Below are 20,085 nucleotides of genomic sequence, written 5' to 3'. Positions count from 1 at the left end.
GGGCACCTAATCGGTCAGGCTCGGCCCCAGCGCCGGGTCCAGATCACGCGGTCGGACCAGATGCGTCAGCCGCCCACAGCCTTCGCGCAAGTCGGACCAGTGCTCGATGTCCAGTTCCACGACGGCATAGGCAGCCGTTGGGAACTTGTCCTCCACCACATCGCGCAGGGGGCTTGAGCCGTCGTCGGGCACGAGGTCAAAGATCAGGTCTTCAAGCCCCGGATTGTGCCCCACCAGCAGGATCGAGCGGGGATCGGCCTCCTGTTCGCGCAATACGTCGATCAATGCAGCGGAACTGGCAAGGTAGATGCGCCGGTCCCAGGTGACGGGCGGGGTTTCCCCCGCGGCCTCCCCGGCCAGTTCTATGGTCTGAGTCACGCGCACGGCGGGCGAGGCGAGGATATAGCGCCAGCCGACGCCGTGCTCCATGATGTGCTTGCCCATGACGCCCGCGCCCACGCGCCCGCGCTGGTTGAGCGGACGGTCGAAATCGCGAAGGCGCGCGTCGGTCCAGTCCGATTTTGCGTGGCGGAAGATGCCGAGGATTTTCATGGACGCTCTTTCTTGCGGCGGATCGGGACGGCGGGGTTCAGATGAGGGGCCGCGAGTCTTCCGCCGGGTCCACCGTGGCCCCTGAAGCATGACCGGCCACGCGCTGTAAAGCCTCCTCCAGCGTCACCCGCCGGATCGGCGTGCCTTCGGGGAACGCCGAAAGCAGGCGCGAAGGGAAGGCGGGGGAGAGCACCACGAAGTGCCCGCGATCCTCCCGGCTGCGGATCAGCCGACCGAACGCCTGCGCCAGCTTCGCACGGATCAGCGTGTCGTCGTAGGCGCTGCCGCCGTTCGCCATGCGCCGCGCGCGGTGCAGGATCGTCGGGCGCGGCCAGGGCACCTGCTCCATGACGACGAGGCGCAGCGAATCTCCCTGCACGTCCACCCCATCGCGCAGGGCGTCGGTGCCCAGCAGCGATGCGGCGGGATCGTCGCGGAAGATGTCCACCAGCGTGCCGGTGTCGATCGGGTCGACATGCTGCGCGTAAAGCGGAAGGCCACCGCGTGCCAGCCGGTCGGCAATGCGGCCATAGACCGCACGCAGGCGGCGGATGGCGGTGAACAGGCCCAGCACGCCGCCCCGCGAGGTTTCGATCAGCCGACCGAACGCGGCGGATAGGGCGGGGATGTCGCCCTTGGGCACGTCGGTGACGATCAGCACTTCGGCCTGGCTGGCGTAGTCGAACGGGCTCTGGTGGATCGACAGTCGCGGCATGACCTCGATGTTGGTGGCACCCGACCGCGCGATGGCCTTGGCCCAGTCGTCCCCGTCGCGCAGCGTGGCGGACGTCATGACGACGCCGTGCGCCGGCTCCAGCACCACCCGTGCGAACGGCTTCATCGGATCGAGCCAGCGGCGGTGGATGCCGATGTCGAACTCGCGCGATTCCGATCGGTCCAGCGCCAGCCAGTCGACGTATTCGGGGTCGGCAGGGCCGCCGAGCCGGTCGAGCAGCGATTCCCACGCGCCAAGAGTGTCGACCCGCCAGGTCAGCGAATGACGCGCACCTTCGATGCGCGCGCGACCGGGGCCGTCGAGCCAGTCGGGCGGTTCTTCCAGCAGAGCCTCCAGCCGCATGCCCAGCTTGATGAGGGGCTGGCGCAGTTCGGCCAGCGCCACGCGCGCGGCCTGCGCGATCTCTACGAAGGAACCTTCCAGCCCGGCGGCTTCGGTTTCGAGGCCATAGCCCGCTTCCTGTCCGCCGCTTTCGTCGCGGGCGTAGACGGTGGCGCGAACGGCGGCGAGCAGGTCTTCCAGCGGGCCGCTGGGGGCGCCTTCCGCAATGCGCTGCATCCACCCGTCGCCGGGCAGTGCCTCTGCCGCGTCGCGGGCGTCGGTGATGGCCTTCGCGCCGGCCTCGTCATAGCTGGCGACATCGGCAAGGCGCGCGGAAAGGCCTCGACGGCGGCCCTTCGATGCCTTTTCCGGCCCGATCACCCAGCGGCGCAACTCGATCGCCTCCGCCCCGGTCAGCGCGGCGGCAAAGGTGGAGTCGGCGGCGTCGAACACATGGTGCCCTTCGTCGAACACCACGCGGGTAGGGCGTGAAGCCGGATCACGCCCGCGGGCGGCATTGACCATGACGAGGGCGTGGTTGCCGATCACCAGATCCGCGCCGACGCTGGCGCGGGTAGCGCGTTCGATGAAGCACTTTCGATAATGCGGACACCCGGCATAGACGCATTCGCCGCGCCGGTCGGTCAGCGCCGCGATGCCGCGCTGGCGGAACAGCGTTCCGAGCCAGCCGGGCAGGTCGCCGCCGATCATGTCGCCATCCTGCGAATAGGCGGCCCAGCGCGCCACCAGCTGCGCCAGGATCGCCGCGCGGCCGGCAAAGCCGCCCTGCAGCGCGTCTTCCAGGTTGAGCAGGCACAAGTAATTCTCGCGCCCCTTGCGCACAACCACGGGCCGTGTGCCGTCTGCGCGCCGCTCAGGCCAGGCGCGGCGGCTTTCGGCACGGAGCTGGCGTTGCAGCGCCTTGGTATACGTGGACACCCATACGGTGCCGCCGGCCTTCTCTGTCCACAGCGAGGTCGGCGCCAGATAGCCCAACGTCTTGCCGATGCCGGTCCCTGCCTGCGCCAGCAACACATGCGGATGGCCCGAGCGTTCCCGCGGCGCAAAGGCATGCGCGGTTTCGACCGCATAGGCGCGCTGGCCGGGGCGCTGCTCCGCCGTGGAGCCGGTCAGCTTGCCCAGCCGGTCGAGAACGTCCTGATCGTCCAGCACCACCTGGCGGGGCTGCGGAACCTCGGGCGTTTCCTCCCACTCGGGCAGGCGCGTGAACAACCAGCGTTCGGCCCGTTCGGGACGGCGGATGCGCCCCGTCAGCAGCGTGGCCCAGGGCCAGCGCATGCGGATGAGCGATTGCAGCGCGGTCCATGCGCCTTCCCGTTCGGACCAGGCGCCGTTCTCGCACATGTCGAGCAGGGCGCCTGCCGCATCCTGCAACAGGCGTGGGACGTCGGCGTCGTTTTCCGGCTCTGCAAGGTTCAGTGCATGGGCCAGCCCCTTGGGCGTGGGCACCACGAAGCGCGCCGGATGCACGAAAGCGTAAAGTTCCAGCAGGTCCAGCCCGGACAGATCGGGATAGCCAAGCCGTGTCGCGAGCAGCGGCGCGTTCAAGATCAGCAGCGGCGTATCGGCGGCGGCCATAACCGCTTCGCCCTTGGAGATCGGGCGGGTTCCGGTCCCGGTCAGATCCTTCTCGCGCAACCAGCAGCCGCCATGACTGGCGTGAAGGGCAGGAAGGGGCAGGGCGGCCATGGCCCTGTCTTAGGGACGGCGTGTGCGGTTGAAAACGGCAGGGGCAGGCGCTCCACGGAAAAAATTACGCTTCGATACAAATATGCCTCTTGTCGAAGAAGGCATAAGATATATCTTAGAGCCATCATGAAGCATATGGAACATACAATGATCGACATTCACAACGACGACCGGCGCGACCGTCGCGGCCACCGCCGTCACTGTCGCCATCCCTTCGGACGCGGGATCGACCGCGCAGAGATGATTGCCGCCGCCATGGCGGGCGCTGAAGGCTTTCGCGAAACCTTTGGCCGACGCTTGCATGGCATGCGCGGCGGTTTCGGGGGCGAGTTCGGCCGCGATTTTCGTGGCGGCTTCGGTGGGCGAGGCGCAGGTGGTCCCGGGGGGGGGCATGGTGGCGGCCGTCGCGGCGGCGGGCGACGCAAGCGGCTGTTTGACCAGTCTGAACTGCAGACGCTGCTGCTGGCCCTGATCGTTGACGCACCGCGGCACGGCTACGAACTGATCCGCGAGGTTGAGGCGCTGTCGGGCGGCGACTATGCGCCCAGCCCCGGCGTGGTGTACCCCGCGCTCATCTACATGGAAGAGACCGGCCTCATCGCTCCTGTCGCCGGAGACGGCGCTCGCAAGGCGTTCGAGGCGACCGAGGAAGGCCGCGCCAGGGCGCAAGCGGATGCTGACAAGGCTGCGGAACTCAAGGGCCGGCTCGCCGCACTTGCCGCGCAGCGCGACAGGGTCGATCCTGCGCCCGTGCGCCGCGCCTTCCACGCGCTGAAGACCGCCGTGTTCGACCGCCTATCGCACGAAGGCGCCGACCGCGACTTCATCCTGCAAGTGGCGGACGTGATCGACGAAGCGACGCGCAAGATCGAAAGGATCGAGAAGTGAGCACCATCGCCACCATCGTTAAAACGCAAAACGGCGGCAAGTACGTCCGCCAGCTGTGCAAGCACTGGAGCCACAAGCTGGAAACGCAGGTGGACGGAGACACGGGAACGGTGACGTTCCCCAATGCCGTCACCGTGATGGCCGCTGACGCTGACGGCATCGCCATCACCATCACCGGCGAAGATCGCGATGCGGTGCAGGGCCTGACGGATGTGGTCGCCCGCCACATAGACCGGTTCGCATTTCGCGAAGACCCGCTGGTCTACGACTGGGCGTGGCGGGACTAAGGCTGCCCCGGCGTCGTCCCGGATTGCCTCCCGGGGCGGCGCCGGATCGACGAGGGCCTTGCGAAAATCGCGCTTTTCGCCTTAGAGCGCGGGCATGACTGAAAACGCCCTGATCGAAGCCGCACGTGTGTCCAAGGCCTGGCCCTTCCAGGAGGCCCAGAAGCTGCTCAAGCGGTTCCCGCAGGGCAAGCCCGATGGCGCGCCGGTGCTGTTCGAGACGGGCTACGGTCCCTCGGGCCTGCCGCATATCGGCACGTTCCAGGAAGTGCTGCGCACCACGCTGGTGCGCCGCGCCTACGAAGCGCTGACGGGCGGCGCGCCGACGCGACTGGTGGCTTTCTCCGACGACATGGACGGGCTGCGCAAGGTGCCGGACAACATCCCGAACGCGGAGGTGCTTTCGGCCAACCTTGGCAAGCCACTCAGCCGCATCCCCGATCCATTTGGAACGCATGAGAGCTTTGCGCATCACAACAACGCGATGCTGTGCGACTTCCTCGATCGCTTCGGCTTCGACTACGAATTCGTTTCCGCCAGCGATCGTTACAACTCGGGCCAGTTCGATGCCGCTCTGGCGCGCGTACTTGAATGCAACCAGTCGATCCTCGACGTCATGCTGCCGACGCTGCGCGAGGAACGTCGCAGGACGTATTCGCCGGTGCTGCCCGTCTCGCCGACCAGCGGCGTGGTGCTGCAGGTTCCGGTCGAGGTGCTGGATGCGGCGACTGGCCTGATCCGCTTCACTGATGAGGACGGCTCCGTCGTCGAGCAGTCGGCATTCGGCGGCAAGGCCAAGCTGCAGTGGAAGGTCGACTGGGCCATGCGCTGGTACGCGCTGGGCGTCGATTACGAGATGTGCGGCAAGGACCTGACCGACTCGGTCATCCAGTCAGGCAAGATCGTGCAAGTGCTTGGCGGGCGTAAGCCCGAGGGGCTGATCTACGAACTTTTCCTGGACGAGAACGGCGAGAAGATTTCCAAGTCCAAGGGCAACGGCCTCACGATCGAGCAGTGGCTGACTTACGGGACCGAGGAATCTCTGGGCTTCTACCTCTTCCGCGAACCCAAGAGCGCCAAGCAGCTTCACGTCGGCGTCATCCCCAAGGCGGTGGACGAATACTGGCAGTTCCGTGGCAACCTTGCCGGGCAGGCGCTCGACAAGCAGCTTGGCAACCCGGTCTGGCACCTGCTGCGCGCCAATGGCGGAACAGGCGGCGCGGGCGACAGCGTGCCGGTGACGTTCGCGCTGCTGCTCAACCTCGTCGGCGTGCTGGGCGCAGAGGCGACGGCGGATCAGGTCTGGTCGTATCTCGGCAATTACGTGGCCGATGCCAGCCCCGAGGCGCATCCTGATCTGGCCGACATGGTCCGCGCCGCCCTGGCTACCAACCGCGACTTCATCGCGCCGACGCTCCAGCGCCGCGCGCCGACCGCCATCGAGGCTGCGGCGTTGAAGGACCTCGACGCGCAACTGGCCAACCTCGACGCCGACGCGACGGCGGAAGACCTGCAGAACATCGTCTACGAGATCGGCAAGGCGGAAGCCTACGGCTTCGAGAACCTGCGCGACTGGTTCAAGGCGCTGTACGAGACGCTGCTCGGTTCCCCGCAGGGGCCGCGCATGGGCAGCTTCATCGCGCTTTACGGCGTGTCCGAAACGCGCCTGCTGATCGCGGAGGCGCTGGCGCTGCACAGCGCCGCCACCTGACGGGCCGGAACCCATGCACAAGACCGAGTGGACCGCGAACGAACTGTGCGAGGAACTGCTCGGTCGCAAGCTGATCGACGTGGATGCCGAAGAGCGGCGCGTTCTCGAACGCATCGCTTCGGGCGTAGTGATGGGCCCGGATGCGCAGGAAGAGGCGTCGCTCCACGCCAGTTTCGGCGACCGTCTGGCGGACCGCGTCGCGGCGATCGGCGGGTCGTGGGGCTTCATCATCGCCTTTGGCGTGGTGCTGGGCGGATGGATGCTGGTCAACAGCCGCATCCTTGAGGATTTCGGACTGCATCCCTTCGATGCTTATCCGTACATCTTTCTCAACCTGATGCTGTCGATGCTGGCGGCAATCCAGGCGCCGGTCATCATGATGAGCCAGAACCGCGCCTCCGACAAGGACCGCATCGCCGCCCGCCACGACTACGAGGTGAACCTGCGCACACAGCTGGAGATCATCCGGCTGCACAAGCGGATGGACCACCTGTTCGAAGTGCTGGAGGCGAAATCCTGCGCGCCCGACGCCAGGGAGCGGTGAGCCTGTCCCAGCCTTCGTAGTGACGGGGTGGCGCTATTGCCAGGTGCGGGTCCGAAACCACTTGGTTACTACGTATTTCACGCCGCGCACTACGGGGCGGGCCGCGTGCATCGTCCAGGGATTGGGCGTGCCGTCCGGGAGGGCGTTGTTCCACAGCAGCAGCGTCCCGGCGCAGGGCGGCACGGTCAGGGCAACGCGGGTGAAATCGGTCATGCCACCCTCGTCGACGGAATTCAGATAGACCATCGCTGTCCAGCTGCGCTGGCCGCCGCAGCGCCGCTCGTCCGGCCAGTAGCCGGCACTGGTGTCGAACCAGTCGCAGTGCTCATCGAAATACTGCCCGCACTGATAGCGCTGCCCCTGCGCGGACTCTCCGCAGGCAGAGGCGATGCCGGTAAGTGCGGTGAGCCGCGCCTCCAGATCGCGGACACACGCGTCGGCTTCGTTGATGTCGCCGGAGTAGCTGGTGCGGTAGTTCGGCCAGAGCGCATTGTCGACGAGGTTGGAGGGGCAGGCCACGGCGTCGATCATGGCCATCAGGTGTGCGCAGGCCGTGGCAGGCAGGAAATCGGCGATGGCGTAGATTTCCGCGCGGTCCTCCGGCATTCGACGGACCCGGGGGTGGGTCGCCAACCGTTCGCGCACCGCCGTGCCGATACGGGCAAGGGCTTTGCGATCGGGATGGGCTGCGGCGGTCATCGGCAGCAGAGTATCGCTATTCGACGGCAGATCAATGGTCTTGCGAAGTAGCGGGAAAGCATGGCTCATATCATGAAAAGAAGACCTCCGGATTCTGGTACCCGGAGGTCTTCATCAGGTGTACTTACCAGAAGAAATCGTAGATCACGTCCATAACTTCGCCGCTGTAGGTATCGATCAGCAGCACGTCGTCATAGTAACGGACCCAGCGATAGGGGCCGTAGACGGGCGGAAGGCGATAGGAATAAGGGTCGTTGATCCAGTAGCGGTTGCCATAGAACATCGAACCCAGCGAGAACCCGATGCTCAGGCGGCGATAGGAGTAGCCGTTGTAAGGCGCGTAGTACCGGCCCGGGCGGTAGATGCTGCGATTGCGGTCGCGGTAGCTCTGCCAGTTGTATCGATTGTCCCGGCGCCAGTCGTTGCGGTTCCACGCCTGATAGCGATCGCCCCGGCCGTTGTTGCGCCAGGCGTTGTTGTCACGCCCACGATCGTTGTCACGCCAGCCGTTGCTGCCCCGCCAACCGTTGTTTCCGCGCCAGCCATTGTTGTCGCGGCGGTCGTTGTCCGAGCGCCAGCCGGGATTGCGGTCACGGTCACGATCGCGGTCACGGTTCGCATCGGGGCGACGATCGTTGTCGGCGCGCCACGAAGGGTTGCGATCGCGATCGCCGCGATCCGGGCGACCGTCGTTGCCTGGCCGCTGCCAGTTGCCGTCAGGGCGATTGCCCGGGCGGTTGTCCCCGCCGGACCAGCCCGGCCGACCCTGCTGGCCACGGTCCGGTCGGTCGCCTCGATCAGGCCGCCCGGCGTTGGGCCGCCCATCGTTCGGGCGCGAACCCTGCCAGCTGGGGCGCTGGTCCGGGCGGGCCTGTTGTGGCCGCGCCTGAGGCTGGCGCTGCTGTTCGCGCATCTGACGCAGCTGTGTGCCGAAGTCTGCGCGGGCGTTCTCACGCGGGGCGGGCAGGGCACCGCGCCGGTCTTCGCCACGATCCTGACGCTGTGCGAAGCTGGGTGCGGACATACCGGTGACGGCCATCGCCATCGTTGCGACGGCGAGCAGTATCCGGGCTTTTCTATTCTTGGTTGCCATTGTTCCGGTTCTCCAAAACCGAAGTGCCGGACGGCGAAGCGCGGCTCATCGTTGGGTCTTGTCTACCGGACAAGCGCTGTCGCAAAGGTGAATGGCACCGATGCGCATTGTTAAGTTTCGTAATATGGCAGCGACATTTGCTGAACGACTGCCGCCGCCCGGATAGCGAGCGGCGGCATCGTCATCAATGCCTCAGCGCGTCAGCTTCTTGTATGCCAGCGCGGTGGGGCGATCTGCGGCATCGCCCAGGCGACGGCGCTTGTCCTCTTCGTAGGCGGCGAAGTTGCCTTCGAACCATTCGACATGGCTGTTGCCTTCGAACGCCAGGATGTGCGTGGCCAGACGGTCGAGGAAGAAGCGGTCGTGGCTGATGACCACGGCGCAGCCCGCGAAGTTTTCGATCGCCTCTTCCAGCGCGCCCAGCGTTTCCACGTCGAGGTCGTTGGTCGGTTCGTCGAGCAGGAGGACGTTGCCACCCTCCTTGAGCATCTTGGCCATGTGGACACGGTTGCGTTCACCGCCCGACAACTTGCCGACGTTCTTCTGCTGGTCGGCGCCCTTGAAGTTGAACGCACCCACGTAGGCGCGGGTCGACGTGTCGTGACCGTTGACCTTCATGTAGTCCAGACCGTCGGAGATTTCCTCCCAGACGTTCTTCTTGGGGTCCAGATGGTCGCGGCTCTGGTCGACGAAGCCCAGATGCACGGTCGAGCCGATCTCGATCGAACCTTCGTCCGGGGTTTCCTTGCCGGTCAGCAGCTTGAACAGCGTGGACTTGCCCGCGCCGTTCGGCCCGATGACGCCGACGATGCCGCCCGGCGGCAGGATGAACGAGAGGTTCTCGAACAATAGCTTGTCGCCATAGGCCTTGGAGATGTCCTTGACCTCGATGACCTTGCCGCCAAGGCGCTCGGGCACCTGGATGACGATCTGGGCCTTGCCGGGGCGACGGCCCGACTGCGCTTCCTGCAGCTGTTCGAACTTGCGAATACGCGCCTTCGACTTGGTCTGGCGGGCGGCGGGGGTCTGCCGGATCCACTCCAGCTCTTCCTTGATCGCCTTCTGGCGGCCGGATTCCTCGCGGTCCTCCTGCTCCATGCGCTTGGCCTTCTTCTCCAGATAAGTGGAGTAGTTGCCTTCGTAGGGGAAGTATTTCCCGCGATCGAGCTCGAGAATCCAGCCCACCACGTTGTCGAGGAAGTAGCGGTCGTGGGTGATCATCAGCACCGCGCCCGCGTATTCCTTGAGGTGGTTTTCCAGCCATTCGACGGATTCGGCGTCGAGGTGGTTGGTCGGTTCGTCGAGCAGCAGGATGGACGGCTTCTGGATCAGCAGGCGGGTCAGGGCCACGCGGCGCTTTTCACCGCCCGACAGGCTGGTGACGGGCCAGTCGCCCGGCGGGCAGCGCAGCGCTTCCATGGCGATTTCAAGCTGGTTATCGAGCGTCCAGCCGTCGACCGCGTCGATCTTGCCCTGCAGGTCGCCCATTTCCTCCATGAGCGCGTCGAAGTCGCAGTCCTCCGGCGGATCGCCCATGATGTTGGAGATCTCGTTGAAGCGATCGACGAGATCGGCGGTTTCGCGCGCGCCGTCCTTGACGTTTTCGAGGACGGTCTTGCTCTCGTCCAGCTCCGGTTCCTGTTCCAGGTAGCCGACGGTGATGTTCTCACCGGCCCAGGCTTCGCCGGTATAGTCGGTGTCGATGCCGGCCATGATCTTGATCAGCGTGGACTTGCCGACGCCGTTGGGACCGACGATGCCGATCTTGGCGCCTTGGTAGAACTGGAGCGAGATGTCGCTGAGCACCGGCTTTGCAGCGCCGGGGAAGGTCTTGGTCATGCCCTTCATGACGTAGGCGTATTGGGCGGCCATGGGGTTCCTCTGGATGGAAATTCAAGTCTGGAAAAGTTGGGGCCGCTCTACAGGTGCAAGGCCGGATTGCCAAGGGCGGGGCGGGGACGCGTCGACGAGGCGTGCGGACCGCGCCCTGGTTGAACCGGGGTGTGTTCGAAGTGAATGGCGAAGTGACGACTGAAGAGCGATAAAAACTATGCCGCATCAGAGACTTGCATGCATGTTCGTGATTGAGCCTCAAGCATGTGGTGTGACCTTTCTCCATCCGCCTCCTGAACTGGGTTGCCGAAGAAGGGGCGGCGCAGCATCGCAAATCGACGCGGTGTAGGAAAGCGGCCAGAGGGGAAGTCGGAACGTGCCTTGGCAGCGGCGGACGGCTCGGTTAGCACTTGGGCCATGAGCACATCCCCTTTCTTACGCGCAGGGCTTCTGGCCGCCGCGTTCTCCGCTGCCGTTCCGGCTTTCGCAACTCCGCAGCAGGGCACCGGCGTCGCCTGGGACATCGTGGAGGGCATCACCACCGAAATCGGGCCGCGCCCCGCCGGTTCGCCCGCCGAAGGCCGTGCCCGCGTCTGGGGCGAGGCGAAGCTGAAGGCGCTGGGGTTCCAGAACGTCAGGGTGGACGAGTTCAGGACTCGCGCCTGGACGCGCGGGCCCGAAAGCGCCGCGCTGACCGCTCCTTATGCCCAGCCACTGGCGATCACCGCGCTCGGCTTCTCGGTGCCGACGCCCAGGGGCGGGCTGAAGGCGCCGCTGGTCTACTTCCCGACGCTAGCCGCGCTGGAAGCCGCGACCGAAGGTTCGCTGAAGGGTAAGGTCGCCTTCATCGACCACGCCATGCGCGCGGCGCAGGACGGATCGGGTTATGGTCCCTATGGCAACGTGCGGCGTCAGGGGCCGACCATTGCAGCGCGCAAGGGCGCAGCGGCGGTGGTGATCCGCTCGGCGGGCACCGACAGCCATCGCAATCCGCATACCGGCGTGACGATCTTTGCCAAGGACGTGAAGCCGATCCCGGCGGGCGCGGTGTCCAACCCCGATGCCGACCTGATCGCCCGCACCGCCGCGCGCGGCGCGCCGCTCGCCATCGACCTCAGGCTTGAGGGCAAGCCGTTCCCCGATGCGCCTTCGGGCAACGTCATCGCCGAACTGCCGGGCCGCGATCCCTCGCTGCCGATGATCCTGCTGGGCTGCCATCTCGACAGCTGGGATCTGGGCACCGGCGCGGTGGACGATGCATCGGGCTGCGCCATCGTGACGGCGGCGGCGCTGGCGGCACAAAACGGAGGGCAGCCGCTGCGCACCATCCGCGTCCTGTGGGCCGGCAATGAGGAAATGGGCGTCGGCGGCGGTGGCGGCGCCGACTATGCCCGCGTGCATGGCTCCGAAACCCACGCCGTGGCGATGGAGAGTGATTTCGGCGCCGACAGGGTGTGGCAGGTCAAGTTCAACACCGCGGCTGAAAGCCAGCCGCTGGTGGACAAGGTGAAGGCCGCGCTCTGGCCGATGGGCATCGTCCCGCACGAAGGCGAGGCCGACGGGGGCGAGGACGTTTCGGCGATCATCAAGGCGCAGAACCTTGCCGTGATCGATCTGGGCCAGGACGGCACGCACTACTTCGACCTGCACCACACGCCCGACGATACGCTGGACAAGGTCGATCCGGCGGCGCTGCAGCAGAACGTCGATGCCTGGGCAGCAGTGCTCAGGGTGATCGCCAACGAGCCGGGCGTGATCGGCAAGGGCAAGTAAAGGAAAGTCGATCGGCGGGCGCTTAGCCCGCCGCCCCGATCTGCTCCGCAATCGCGACCAGCCGCTGCGCCTGTTCCAGATGCAGCAGTTCGGTCATCCTGCCGTCGACCTTGATTACACCCTTGCCCCGGTTCTCCGGCAGGGCGAAGGCGGCGATGACGGAGGTGGCCCACTCCAGTTCCGCCTCGCCCGGAGAGAACACCGCGTTACACGGATCGATCTGCGCCGGGTGGATCAGGCTCTTGCCGTCGAAGCCGAACAGGCGGCCCTGACGCGCCTCTGCCGAGAAGATGTCAAGGTCGCGAAACTCGTTGCAAACCCCGTCGAGAATGGCCACCCCGTGCATCCGCGCCGCTGCGACCGCCTGCGACAGGAAGGGCAGGAACGGCGTGCGATCGGGCGTCAACTGCGCGCGCATTTCCTTGGCAAGGTCGTTGGTGCCCATGATCCACAGCGACAGCCGGGTATCCCGCGCCTGCGCGGCGATCGGCTCAAGGCTGAGGACGCTGGAGCAGGTCTCGATCATGGCCCATAGCTGGAGATCCGCAGCGGCCGACGCCAGCGCCATGTCATAGCGGTCGATGTCCGCCGGACCATCGACCTTGGGCACCAGAACCGCATCGGCGTTCGATCCGGCGACGGCGGCAACGTCTGCTGCGCCCCATTCCGTGTCGATGCCGTTGACGCGGATCGCCACTTCGCGGTGGCCGAAGCCGCCTTCCGCCACGGCGGCGACGGCGGCCGCGCGCGCCTCTTCCTTGGCATCGGGGGCAACGGCATCTTCGAGGTCAAGGATCACGACGTCGCAGGGCAGGGTGCGCGCCTTGGCGATGGCCTTGGCGTTCGAGGCGGGCAGGTAGAGCGCGCTCCGGCGCGGGCGGTCGGTAGCGGTCGTGGCGCCAGTCATGGAAAGTCCCGGATCAAGGATGGTCCGCATTCTTGGGCCGCGATGCGACACCGCGTCAAGCATGGTTGCCACACCGTCAATGCCGATCCCGGTACCCCTCTCTAATCGGACAGTACAATTTGCAATCGTTTGTCCGTTATGTATTCAGGCAGTAGCCGATCATTGATCGCCGCGCATCGCGATCAGGGTGTGGGGGAAATTCCGCCTCCGCTTCCACACCCGGACGGCAAGCCCTTTCGAGGGTCGCAACGTCGCCCCGTGACCTGCCTCCCCTGGCAGGCGCGGGGCGACACATTTTCTGGAGCCACTGGCTTTTTCTGCAGCGATTGGCGCCGTGTACTGGACAGGCGCAGGCTTGCGCGCCACATTCCCGCGCATGAACCGCATCCTCGCCGCTGTCGCCGCCTTTGGGCTCCTTGCCGCTTCGGGTACCGCGCACGCCAGCCTTGCCGTGGGCGCCAAGGCCCCGCAATTCGCGGCCAAGGGCGCGAAGGGCGGCAAGGAGGTGGACTTCGACCTTGCCCGCGCGCTGAAGAAGGGGCCTGTGGTGCTCTATTTCTACCCCAAGGCGTTCACGCAGGGCTGCACCCTCGAAGCGCACGCCTTTGCCGAGGCGACGCCGGAATTTGCGGCGCTGGGCGCAACCGTGGTCGGACTGTCGGCGGACGACCTGCCCACGCTCAAGAAGTTCTCCACCGAGGCCTGCCGCGACAAGTTCGCAGTCGCCACCGCCAGCCCGGCAGTGACCAGGGGATATGACGTCGCACTCAACCGTCCGGGCGTTCCGGCGGGTATGACCCAGCGGGTCAGCTACGTCATCGACCGCAGTGGCCGCATAGCCTACGTCCACGCAGACATGGACTATCGCGAGCATGTTTCCGGCACGCTTGCGGCCATCAAGGCGCTCAGGGCAAAGCGCCCCGGCTGACGCCATCCCTTGCGGATGGTGGCGTGAGCGCCACTTTACAAACAGGCATACTGCGCTAAGCGGGGCGGCTTGATCTGTCCGGCCATCCGTTGGCGCCGGTTCTTTGGAGTTTTTGTCATGCGTGCCGAGGGGCAGGCCCACATTGTCCGCATCGAGAAGGCCCTTGCGCTGGTCCGCAAGTTCCTCGACTGGGACCGCGCGCTGCGCCGGTTCGACGAGTTGAACGCCCGCGTCGAGGACCCGACCCTTTGGGACAAGCCAAAGGAAGCCGAAGCGGTCATGAAGGAGCGTCGCCGGCTTGAAGCCGCGATCGGCGCAGTCAACACGATCAGTGCCGAAATGGCCGACGCCGTCGAATTCGTCGAACTGGGCGAAATGGAAGGCGACGAAGATACCATCGCCGAAGGTCTTTCCGCGCTGGCAGCCCTTGCCGAACGCGCCGACCAGGACAAGGTGACCGCGCTGCTTTCGGGTGAAGCGGACGCCAACGATACGTATCTCGAAGTCCACGCCGGGGCCGGCGGCACCGAAAGCCAGGACTGGGCCGAAATGCTCCAGCGCATGTATACGCGCTGGGCGGAACGGCACGGCTACAAGGTGGAACTGGTCGATTATCACGCTGGCGAAGCGGCGGGCATCAAGAGCTGCACGCTGCTCATCAAGGGCGAGAACGCCTATGGGTATGCCAAGACCGAAAGCGGTGTGCACCGCCTGGTCCGCATCAGCCCTTACGACAGTTCAGCGCGCCGCCACACCAGCTTCTCGTCGGTGTGGGTCTACCCTGTCATCGACGACAGCTTCGAGATCGACATCAACCCGGCCGACCTGAAGATCGACACCTATCGCGCATCGGGTGCAGGCGGCCAGCACGTCAACACCACCGATTCGGCGGTCCGCATAACCCACGCTCCTTCGGGCATCGTCGTCGCCAGCCAGATCGACCGTTCGCAGCACAAGAACCGCGAAATCGCGATGGGCATGCTGAAAGCGCGCCTGTTCGAGGAAGAAATGCGCAAGCGTGAAGAGGCCGCCAGCGCCGAACACGCCAGCAAGAGCGACATCGGGTGGGGGCACCAGATCCGCTCCTACGTGCTGCAGCCCTATCAGCAGGTGAAGGATCTGCGCACCGGCGTGATTTCCACCGCGCCCGGAGACGTGCTCGACGGCGCTCTCGATCCGTTCATGGCCGCTGCCCTGTCGCAGCGCGTGACCGGCGAGAAGGTCGAAGTCGAAGACGCCGACTGAGGCATCACTGGCGTCCCGTCCCGGCACAGGGCCGGGGCGCCGACACACGGATGCGACGGATGCCTCTCAACCATTTTGCCAATCCGGCGCTCAGGCGCTAAGGGGCCGCATGTTTCGCGCGCGCGCTCCTCGTCTTGCCGTTCTGGCAACTGCCGTCCTGGTGCTTGGCGCGTGCCAGCCATCGACGGGTGATGATGGCCACGACGCCCGCGAACCGCGTTTCCCCAAGGCCGATCGGCCCATTGCGCAGACCACTTCCAGCACGTTTTCCACCGAGGCCCTGCGCGACAGTTCCAACGAAGCGAACGTGGTGATGGACCTTGCGCAGGTTCGTCCCGGCATGACCGTGGCCGATCTGGGCGCGGGAGAGGGGTACTACACGGTGCGCCTGTCGCAGCGTGTCGGCAAGAAGGGCCGGGTGCTGGGCGAGGATATCGATCGCGGCGCCAACGAACGGCTCGCCGCGCGCGTCATGCGCGAGGAACTGGAGAACGTCTCGATCAAGCTGGGCCGGCCAAGCGATCCCAGCTTGCCGGAAAAGAGCTTTGATCGCATCTTCCTGATCCACATGTACCACGAAGTGGGCGACCCCTACGGGTTCCTCTGGAGGCTGCGCCCCGCGCTGCGGCCCGGTGGCAAGCTGGTGGTCGTGGATGTGGATCGTCCGGCGGGCACGCATGGGTTGCCGCCGTCGTTGCTGTTCTGCGAATTTGCATCGGTCGGCTATCGTCTGACGGAATTTGTTCGCAAGCCCGAGCTACAGGGCTATTATGCGCAATTTGAAGCTGCAGGGCCAAGGCCGGCGCCGGAAGCCATAAAACCATGTCGCATTTCGGGCGCGGCGCCGCCGAAACACAATGAATCGCAGGGCTGATTGCGAAAGCCTGGGGAAAGACGAGAGAAAATGAGTTTCAAGGGTCTCAAGCCGATCATGTATGGTGGCCGCGAAGTGTGGCCGCTGGTCGAAGGTGGCAAGGGCGTCGCCGCCACGAACCACATGTCTTCGGGCGCGTGGGCGGCTGCGGGTGGTATCGGTACGGTCAGCGCGGTGAATGCCGACAGCTACGACGCCGAAGGCAAGATCATCCCGCAGATCTACCGCGCGCTGACCCGCAAGGAGAGGCACCAGGAACTGATCGACTACGCCATCGACGGCGCAGTGGAGCAGGTGCGCCGTGCCTACGAGATTTCGGGCGGCAAGGGCGCGATCAACATAAACGTGCTGTGGGAAATGGGCGGCGCGCAGCAGATCCTCGAAGGCGTTCTGGAAAAGACCCGCGGCATGGTGGCGGGTGTCACCTGCGGTGCGGGCATGCCATACAAGCTGTCCGAGATCGCGGCGCGCTTCAACGTCAACTACCTGCCGATCGTCAGCTCCGCGCGCGCCTTCCGGGCGCTGTGGAAGCGCGCCTATCACAAGGTCGCCGACCTGATGGGCGCGGTGGTCTACGAAGATCCCTGGCTGGCGGGCGGCCACAACGGCCTGTCCAACGCCGAAGACCCGCTCAAGCCCGAAGATCCCTATCCCCGCGTCAAGGCGCTGCGCGACACGATGCGCGCGGAAGGCGTGCCTGACAGCGTGCCGATCGTGATGGCCGGCGGCGTGTGGTACCTGCGTGACTGGAACGACTGGATCGACAATCCGGAACTCGGCTCGATCGCGTTCCAGTATGGCACCCGTCCGCTGCTGACGCATGAAAGCCCGATCCCGCAGGAGTGGAAGGACCACCTGCGCACGCTGGAGCCGGGCGATGTGCTGCTGCACCGTTTCTCGCCCACCGGCTTCTACTCCTCCGCCGTGCGCAATCCGTTCCTGCGCAATCTGGAAGCGCGTTCAGAGCGCCAGATCCCCTATTCCAAGGTCGAGGCAGGCGAACACACCGTGCGCCTCGATGTCGGCGTGAAGGGCAAGAACTTCTGGGTGACGCCCAGGGATCTGGAGCGCGCCCGCAACTGGTCGGCACAGGGCTTCACCGATGGCCTGCGCACGCCTGACGACACGATCATCTTCGTGAACCCCGAAGAACGCGATGAAATCCGCAAGGATCAGGCGGATTGCATGGGCTGCCTGTCGCACTGCGGGTTCTCCTCGTGGAAGGACCACGACGATTACACCACCGGGCGTCTGGCCGATCCGCGCAGCTTCTGCATCCAGAAGACCCTGCAGGACATCGCGCACGGTGGCCCGGTTGACCAGAACCTGATGTTCGCCGGCCACGCGGCTTACAAGTTCAAGCAGGATCCGTTCTATTCCAACGGCTTCACGCCGACTGTGAAGGAACTGGTGGACCGCATCCTGACCGGCGACTGATCGCGCCGACAGGGATGATCTTCAAGCGACCGGTGCGGAACCCTCCGCGCCGGTCGTTTCTTTTGGACGGGGCACCCTTGCCGATGGCCATGCCACTATGGCGAGGAAACCGGCGGCGGCGGGCAGGATCAACAGCCAGTCGACATGACTGATGGCGGCCTCGATCGCCGCGCGTACGTTCCAGCCCGCCGCCAGACCGATGACCTCAAGCACGAGCGTTCGGCCGACTAGCACCAGAAGCGGTGCGCTCCACCAGCCGCTGCGGCCAAAATCGCGAAAACGCCTGACGGCCAGCGCGAACAACGGCATGGTAACGGCCAACAGCACGCCCACCATGATTGCCCACGCCAGCCATGCGTCCTCGACCAAGGCGGTTGCAATCCCTGCGACCACCACCGGCAGTTGCGAAAGTACGAGATAGCCGATCGTCTCGCTCCGGGACGAACGGCCCCTGAAATCGAAACTGCACGCTGCGGTGCGGCCTGCCTGTCGGATCGGATGGGTCATCGTGCTCGTCCTTCCGGCGGGAAAGGCGCGCAAGTCAATCGAAATTCCACGCCTTTTCGCCATGGCTGGCAAGGTCCAGACCCTCACGCTCGGCATCTTCGGAGACGCGCATCGGGAACGCCAGCGACGCCATCAGCGCAAGGATGACGGTGGCCACCAGCGACCACATGGTCACGATCACGACACCGATGCTTTGCGCCACGAGTTGCGCGACCGGGTTCATGCCCTCTGCATACCCGACGCCGCCCAGCGTCTGCGACACCGCTGCCGCCAGCAGCATCGCGCCCAGCGCACCGCCGATGCCGTTGATCGCGAACACGCTCAGTGCATCGTCTATCGGCAGCTTCGCCCGCACGAACTGCCACGCCAGATTGCAGGTCACGCCGCCCATCAGGCCCAGCAGCAGCGCTGTTCCCGGGGAGACATAGCCAGCCGCCGGGGCCAACATGGCGATGCCCGCCATCACGCCGTTGCCGAAGCCGGTGAGGGTGGGGCGCCCGCTCGTCATCCGCTCGATCGCCAGCCATGCAAGAGCGGCGCCTGCCACACCGACGTGCATCGCGATCATCGCCGCTGCCGCATCGTCGCTGGCGGCAAGCGCGCTGCCACCGCTCAGGCCCAGCCAGCCGATCCACAGCAGCGCCGTTCCTCCAAAACCCAGCGCCGGCGCATGGGGGACTACGCCCTGTCCCCGCGCGATGCCCTTGCGCGGGCCGAGCATGACAGCGACGACAAGGCCCGACACCCCCGCACTCAGGTGCACCATGATGCCGCCCGACCAGTCCAGCGTGCCGACACCCTGTGCCAGCCATCCGCCGCCCCGGGCCCAGTGCATGACCGGGGCCAGCACAACGAGGCTCCACAGCGACGCGAACAGCACGATCCAGCCGAACCGCGCCCGCTCCGCCGCCGCGCCCGCGATCAGGGCGGGGGCGAACATGGCGAAGACCATCTCGAACAGAACGAAGGCGCTTTCCGGTACGCCGGTGCCATCGCGCACATTGCCCAGCGCGATCAGCATCCACGCATTGCCCTGGCCCAGCCAGCCGTTGCCCACGTTGCCGAAAGCCAGTGTATAGCCCACCACGACCCACAGCACCGACGCATTGGCAAAAATCGCGCAGCATTGAAGCAGCATCGACAGGGCGTTACGCTGCCGCACCCGCGCCGACTGGAACAGCGCCAGACCGGGCAACGCCAGCATTGCCATCAGCGTGGCGCCCAGCAGCCAGGCCGTGTCTCCACCGTCGGCCAGGTCCAGCCGACCGTCCTGCGCTTCGGCCGCGACGGGCGCGAGCGCCATTACCAGCGCAACCGTCAGCCGGGCGGCACGTATCGATAGGCGCGTCACGTAGAGTGCATGGGCAAGCGGTTGATCCCTTTCGGATTGCGCCCGCCGTTGCCGACGCCCCCGTGCCATCATGTTAGATCACGCGGCTAATCCGCCGCAAGCGCGGGTCGGCCCGGAGTGAACGATCAGCCGGGTCATTCCACAGACGAATGGCCGCGCAACCTTGAATGGCCGCAGTTCGCGGGAGTATGTCGGTCGGCGATGACGTCCCGTTTCTTCCCACTGCCGACCGCGATCTGCGCTGCCGTGCTGGCCCTTGGCATTGCTGCTCCTGCCAGCGCGGCCAATGACGACAAGGTGCCTTACTGGGCGTCCATCGACGCGGAGATCGCCAACTTGCGCGTGGGGCCGGGCGATTCATATCGGATCGACTGGGTCTATCGCCGTCCGCATCTGCCGGTGAAGGTGATTCGCCGGGAAGGGCCATGGCGTCTGGTGGAGGATCCCGACGGCACGCAGGGCTGGATGCGCGACCTGCTGCTCTCCCGCCAGCGCGCAGGCATCGTGAAAAAAGGCGGCCTGATCGAAATGCACGCCAGGGCCGAGGCAGGATCGCCGATGCTCTGGCGGGTGGCGCCGGGCGTGGTCGGCACCATCGGCGACTGCAAGGATGGCTGGTGTCCGTTCGATACGGACGGCCACAGGGGTTTCGTGCGCGCGGAAAAGCTTTGGGGCACCGAAGCGCCCTGATC

At 65.8% G+C, this 20,085-nt stretch carries 18 protein-coding genes; 10 read left to right on the top strand and 8 right to left on the bottom strand.

Annotated elements, in window-relative coordinates:
* Nucleotides 1–6 precede the first annotated feature (6 nt).
* Complete coding sequence (locus GGR40_RS03850) at nt 7–552, bottom strand: SixA phosphatase family protein (RefSeq protein ID WP_429274861.1); 546 nt, start codon at nt 550–552, stop codon at nt 7–9.
* A 37-nt stretch (nt 553–589) separates the two neighbouring features.
* Nucleotides 590–3,319, bottom strand: coding sequence for an ATP-dependent DNA helicase (locus GGR40_RS03845; RefSeq protein WP_429274860.1), 2,730 nt, complete (start codon nt 3,317–3,319; stop codon nt 590–592).
* Between the two features lie 240 nt (nt 3,320–3,559).
* Here GGR40_RS03845 and GGR40_RS03840 point away from each other — a divergent pair, with 240 nt between their 5' ends.
* From GGR40_RS03840 to GGR40_RS03825, 4 genes are all read left to right on the top strand, one after another.
* Nucleotides 3,560–4,207, top strand: a complete 648-nt coding sequence (locus GGR40_RS03840; RefSeq protein WP_429275212.1) for a PadR family transcriptional regulator — start codon at nt 3,560–3,562, stop codon at nt 4,205–4,207.
* On the top strand, nt 4,204–4,494 hold the full coding sequence (locus GGR40_RS03835) for a DUF2218 domain-containing protein (RefSeq protein WP_429274859.1): 291 nt from the start codon (nt 4,204–4,206) through the stop codon (nt 4,492–4,494). The genes GGR40_RS03840 and GGR40_RS03835 overlap by 4 nt, the downstream gene beginning before the upstream one ends.
* A gap of 94 nt (nt 4,495–4,588) precedes the next feature.
* A complete protein-coding gene (locus GGR40_RS03830; RefSeq protein WP_429274858.1) occupies nt 4,589–6,202 on the top strand; it encodes a lysine--tRNA ligase in 1,614 nt (537 codons plus the stop codon).
* 13 nt (nt 6,203–6,215) lie between these two features.
* Nucleotides 6,216–6,746: a DUF1003 domain-containing protein gene (locus GGR40_RS03825; protein WP_429274857.1), complete on the top strand. Its 531-nt coding sequence runs from the start codon at nt 6,216–6,218 to the stop codon at nt 6,744–6,746.
* Between the two features lie 33 nt (nt 6,747–6,779).
* Here GGR40_RS03825 and GGR40_RS03820 read toward each other — a convergent pair whose 3' ends face one another.
* The 3 genes from GGR40_RS03820 to ettA all read right to left on the bottom strand — a co-directional run bounded on the left by GGR40_RS03820 (nt 6,780) and on the right by ettA (nt 10,410).
* On the bottom strand, nt 6,780–7,514 hold the full coding sequence (locus GGR40_RS03820) for a prolyl hydroxylase family protein (RefSeq protein ID WP_429274856.1): 735 nt from the start codon (nt 7,512–7,514) through the stop codon (nt 6,780–6,782).
* 55 nt (nt 7,515–7,569) lie between these two features.
* Nucleotides 7,570–8,538 carry an RcnB family protein gene (locus tag GGR40_RS03815; protein WP_429274855.1) on the bottom strand — a complete coding sequence of 323 codons (969 nt, stop codon included), beginning with the start codon at nt 8,536–8,538 and terminating at the stop codon, nt 7,570–7,572.
* 192 nt (nt 8,539–8,730) lie between these two features.
* Nucleotides 8,731–10,410, bottom strand: a complete 1,680-nt coding sequence (gene ettA, locus GGR40_RS03810) for an energy-dependent translational throttle protein EttA (protein WP_429274854.1) — start codon at nt 10,408–10,410, stop codon at nt 8,731–8,733.
* Nucleotides 10,411–10,788: 378 nt separating this feature from the next.
* Between ettA and GGR40_RS03805 the strand changes: the two genes are divergently transcribed.
* The gene (locus GGR40_RS03805; protein ID WP_429274853.1) at nt 10,789–12,144 is read left to right on the top strand and encodes a M20/M25/M40 family metallo-hydrolase; all 1,356 of its coding nucleotides are present in this window, start codon (nt 10,789–10,791) and stop codon (nt 12,142–12,144) included.
* 22 nt (nt 12,145–12,166) lie between these two features.
* Here the strand turns inward: GGR40_RS03805 and GGR40_RS03800 are convergent, their stop codons facing one another.
* Entirely contained in the window at nt 12,167–13,051 is an 885-nt protein-coding gene (locus tag GGR40_RS03800; protein WP_429274852.1) for an HpcH/HpaI aldolase/citrate lyase family protein, read from the bottom strand.
* Nucleotides 13,052–13,427: 376 nt separating this feature from the next.
* On the opposite strand from GGR40_RS03800, the gene GGR40_RS03795 reads away from it, so the two are divergent.
* The 4 genes from GGR40_RS03795 to GGR40_RS03780 all read left to right on the top strand — a co-directional run bounded on the left by GGR40_RS03795 (nt 13,428) and on the right by GGR40_RS03780 (nt 17,535).
* Nucleotides 13,428–13,979: a peroxiredoxin gene (locus GGR40_RS03795; RefSeq protein ID WP_429274851.1), complete on the top strand. Its 552-nt coding sequence runs from the start codon at nt 13,428–13,430 to the stop codon at nt 13,977–13,979.
* Nucleotides 13,980–14,096: 117 nt separating this feature from the next.
* On the top strand, nt 14,097–15,224 hold the full coding sequence (gene prfB / locus GGR40_RS03790) for a peptide chain release factor 2 (RefSeq protein ID WP_429274850.1): 1,128 nt from the start codon (nt 14,097–14,099) through the stop codon (nt 15,222–15,224).
* Between the two features lie 109 nt (nt 15,225–15,333).
* A complete protein-coding gene (locus tag GGR40_RS03785) occupies nt 15,334–16,098 on the top strand; it encodes a class I SAM-dependent methyltransferase (RefSeq protein WP_429274849.1) in 765 nt (254 codons plus the stop codon).
* 30 nt (nt 16,099–16,128) lie between these two features.
* The gene (locus GGR40_RS03780) at nt 16,129–17,535 is read left to right on the top strand and encodes an NAD(P)H-dependent flavin oxidoreductase (protein ID WP_429274848.1); all 1,407 of its coding nucleotides are present in this window, start codon (nt 16,129–16,131) and stop codon (nt 17,533–17,535) included.
* 21 nt (nt 17,536–17,556) lie between these two features.
* Here GGR40_RS03780 and GGR40_RS03775 read toward each other — a convergent pair whose 3' ends face one another.
* Together GGR40_RS03775 and GGR40_RS03770 are read right to left on the bottom strand one after the other, a co-directional pair.
* Nucleotides 17,557–18,042, bottom strand: coding sequence for a DUF805 domain-containing protein (locus GGR40_RS03775; RefSeq protein ID WP_429274847.1), 486 nt, complete (start codon nt 18,040–18,042; stop codon nt 17,557–17,559).
* Nucleotides 18,043–18,076: 34 nt separating this feature from the next.
* A complete protein-coding gene (locus GGR40_RS03770; protein ID WP_429274846.1) occupies nt 18,077–19,393 on the bottom strand; it encodes an ammonium transporter in 1,317 nt (438 codons plus the stop codon).
* A 201-nt stretch (nt 19,394–19,594) separates the two neighbouring features.
* On the opposite strand from GGR40_RS03770, the gene GGR40_RS03765 reads away from it, so the two are divergent.
* On the top strand, nt 19,595–20,083 hold the full coding sequence (locus tag GGR40_RS03765) for an SH3 domain-containing protein (RefSeq protein WP_429274845.1): 489 nt from the start codon (nt 19,595–19,597) through the stop codon (nt 20,081–20,083).
* Nucleotides 20,084–20,085: the final 2 nt, after the last annotated feature.

The organism is Novosphingobium gossypii (genome assembly GCF_050433305.1).
In the GTDB taxonomy this organism is placed as follows: domain Bacteria; phylum Pseudomonadota; class Alphaproteobacteria; order Sphingomonadales; family Sphingomonadaceae; genus Novosphingobium; species Novosphingobium gossypii.
The sequence above is the reverse complement of the archived record's forward strand: the minus strand, read 5'-3'. Positions and strand labels throughout refer to the sequence as shown.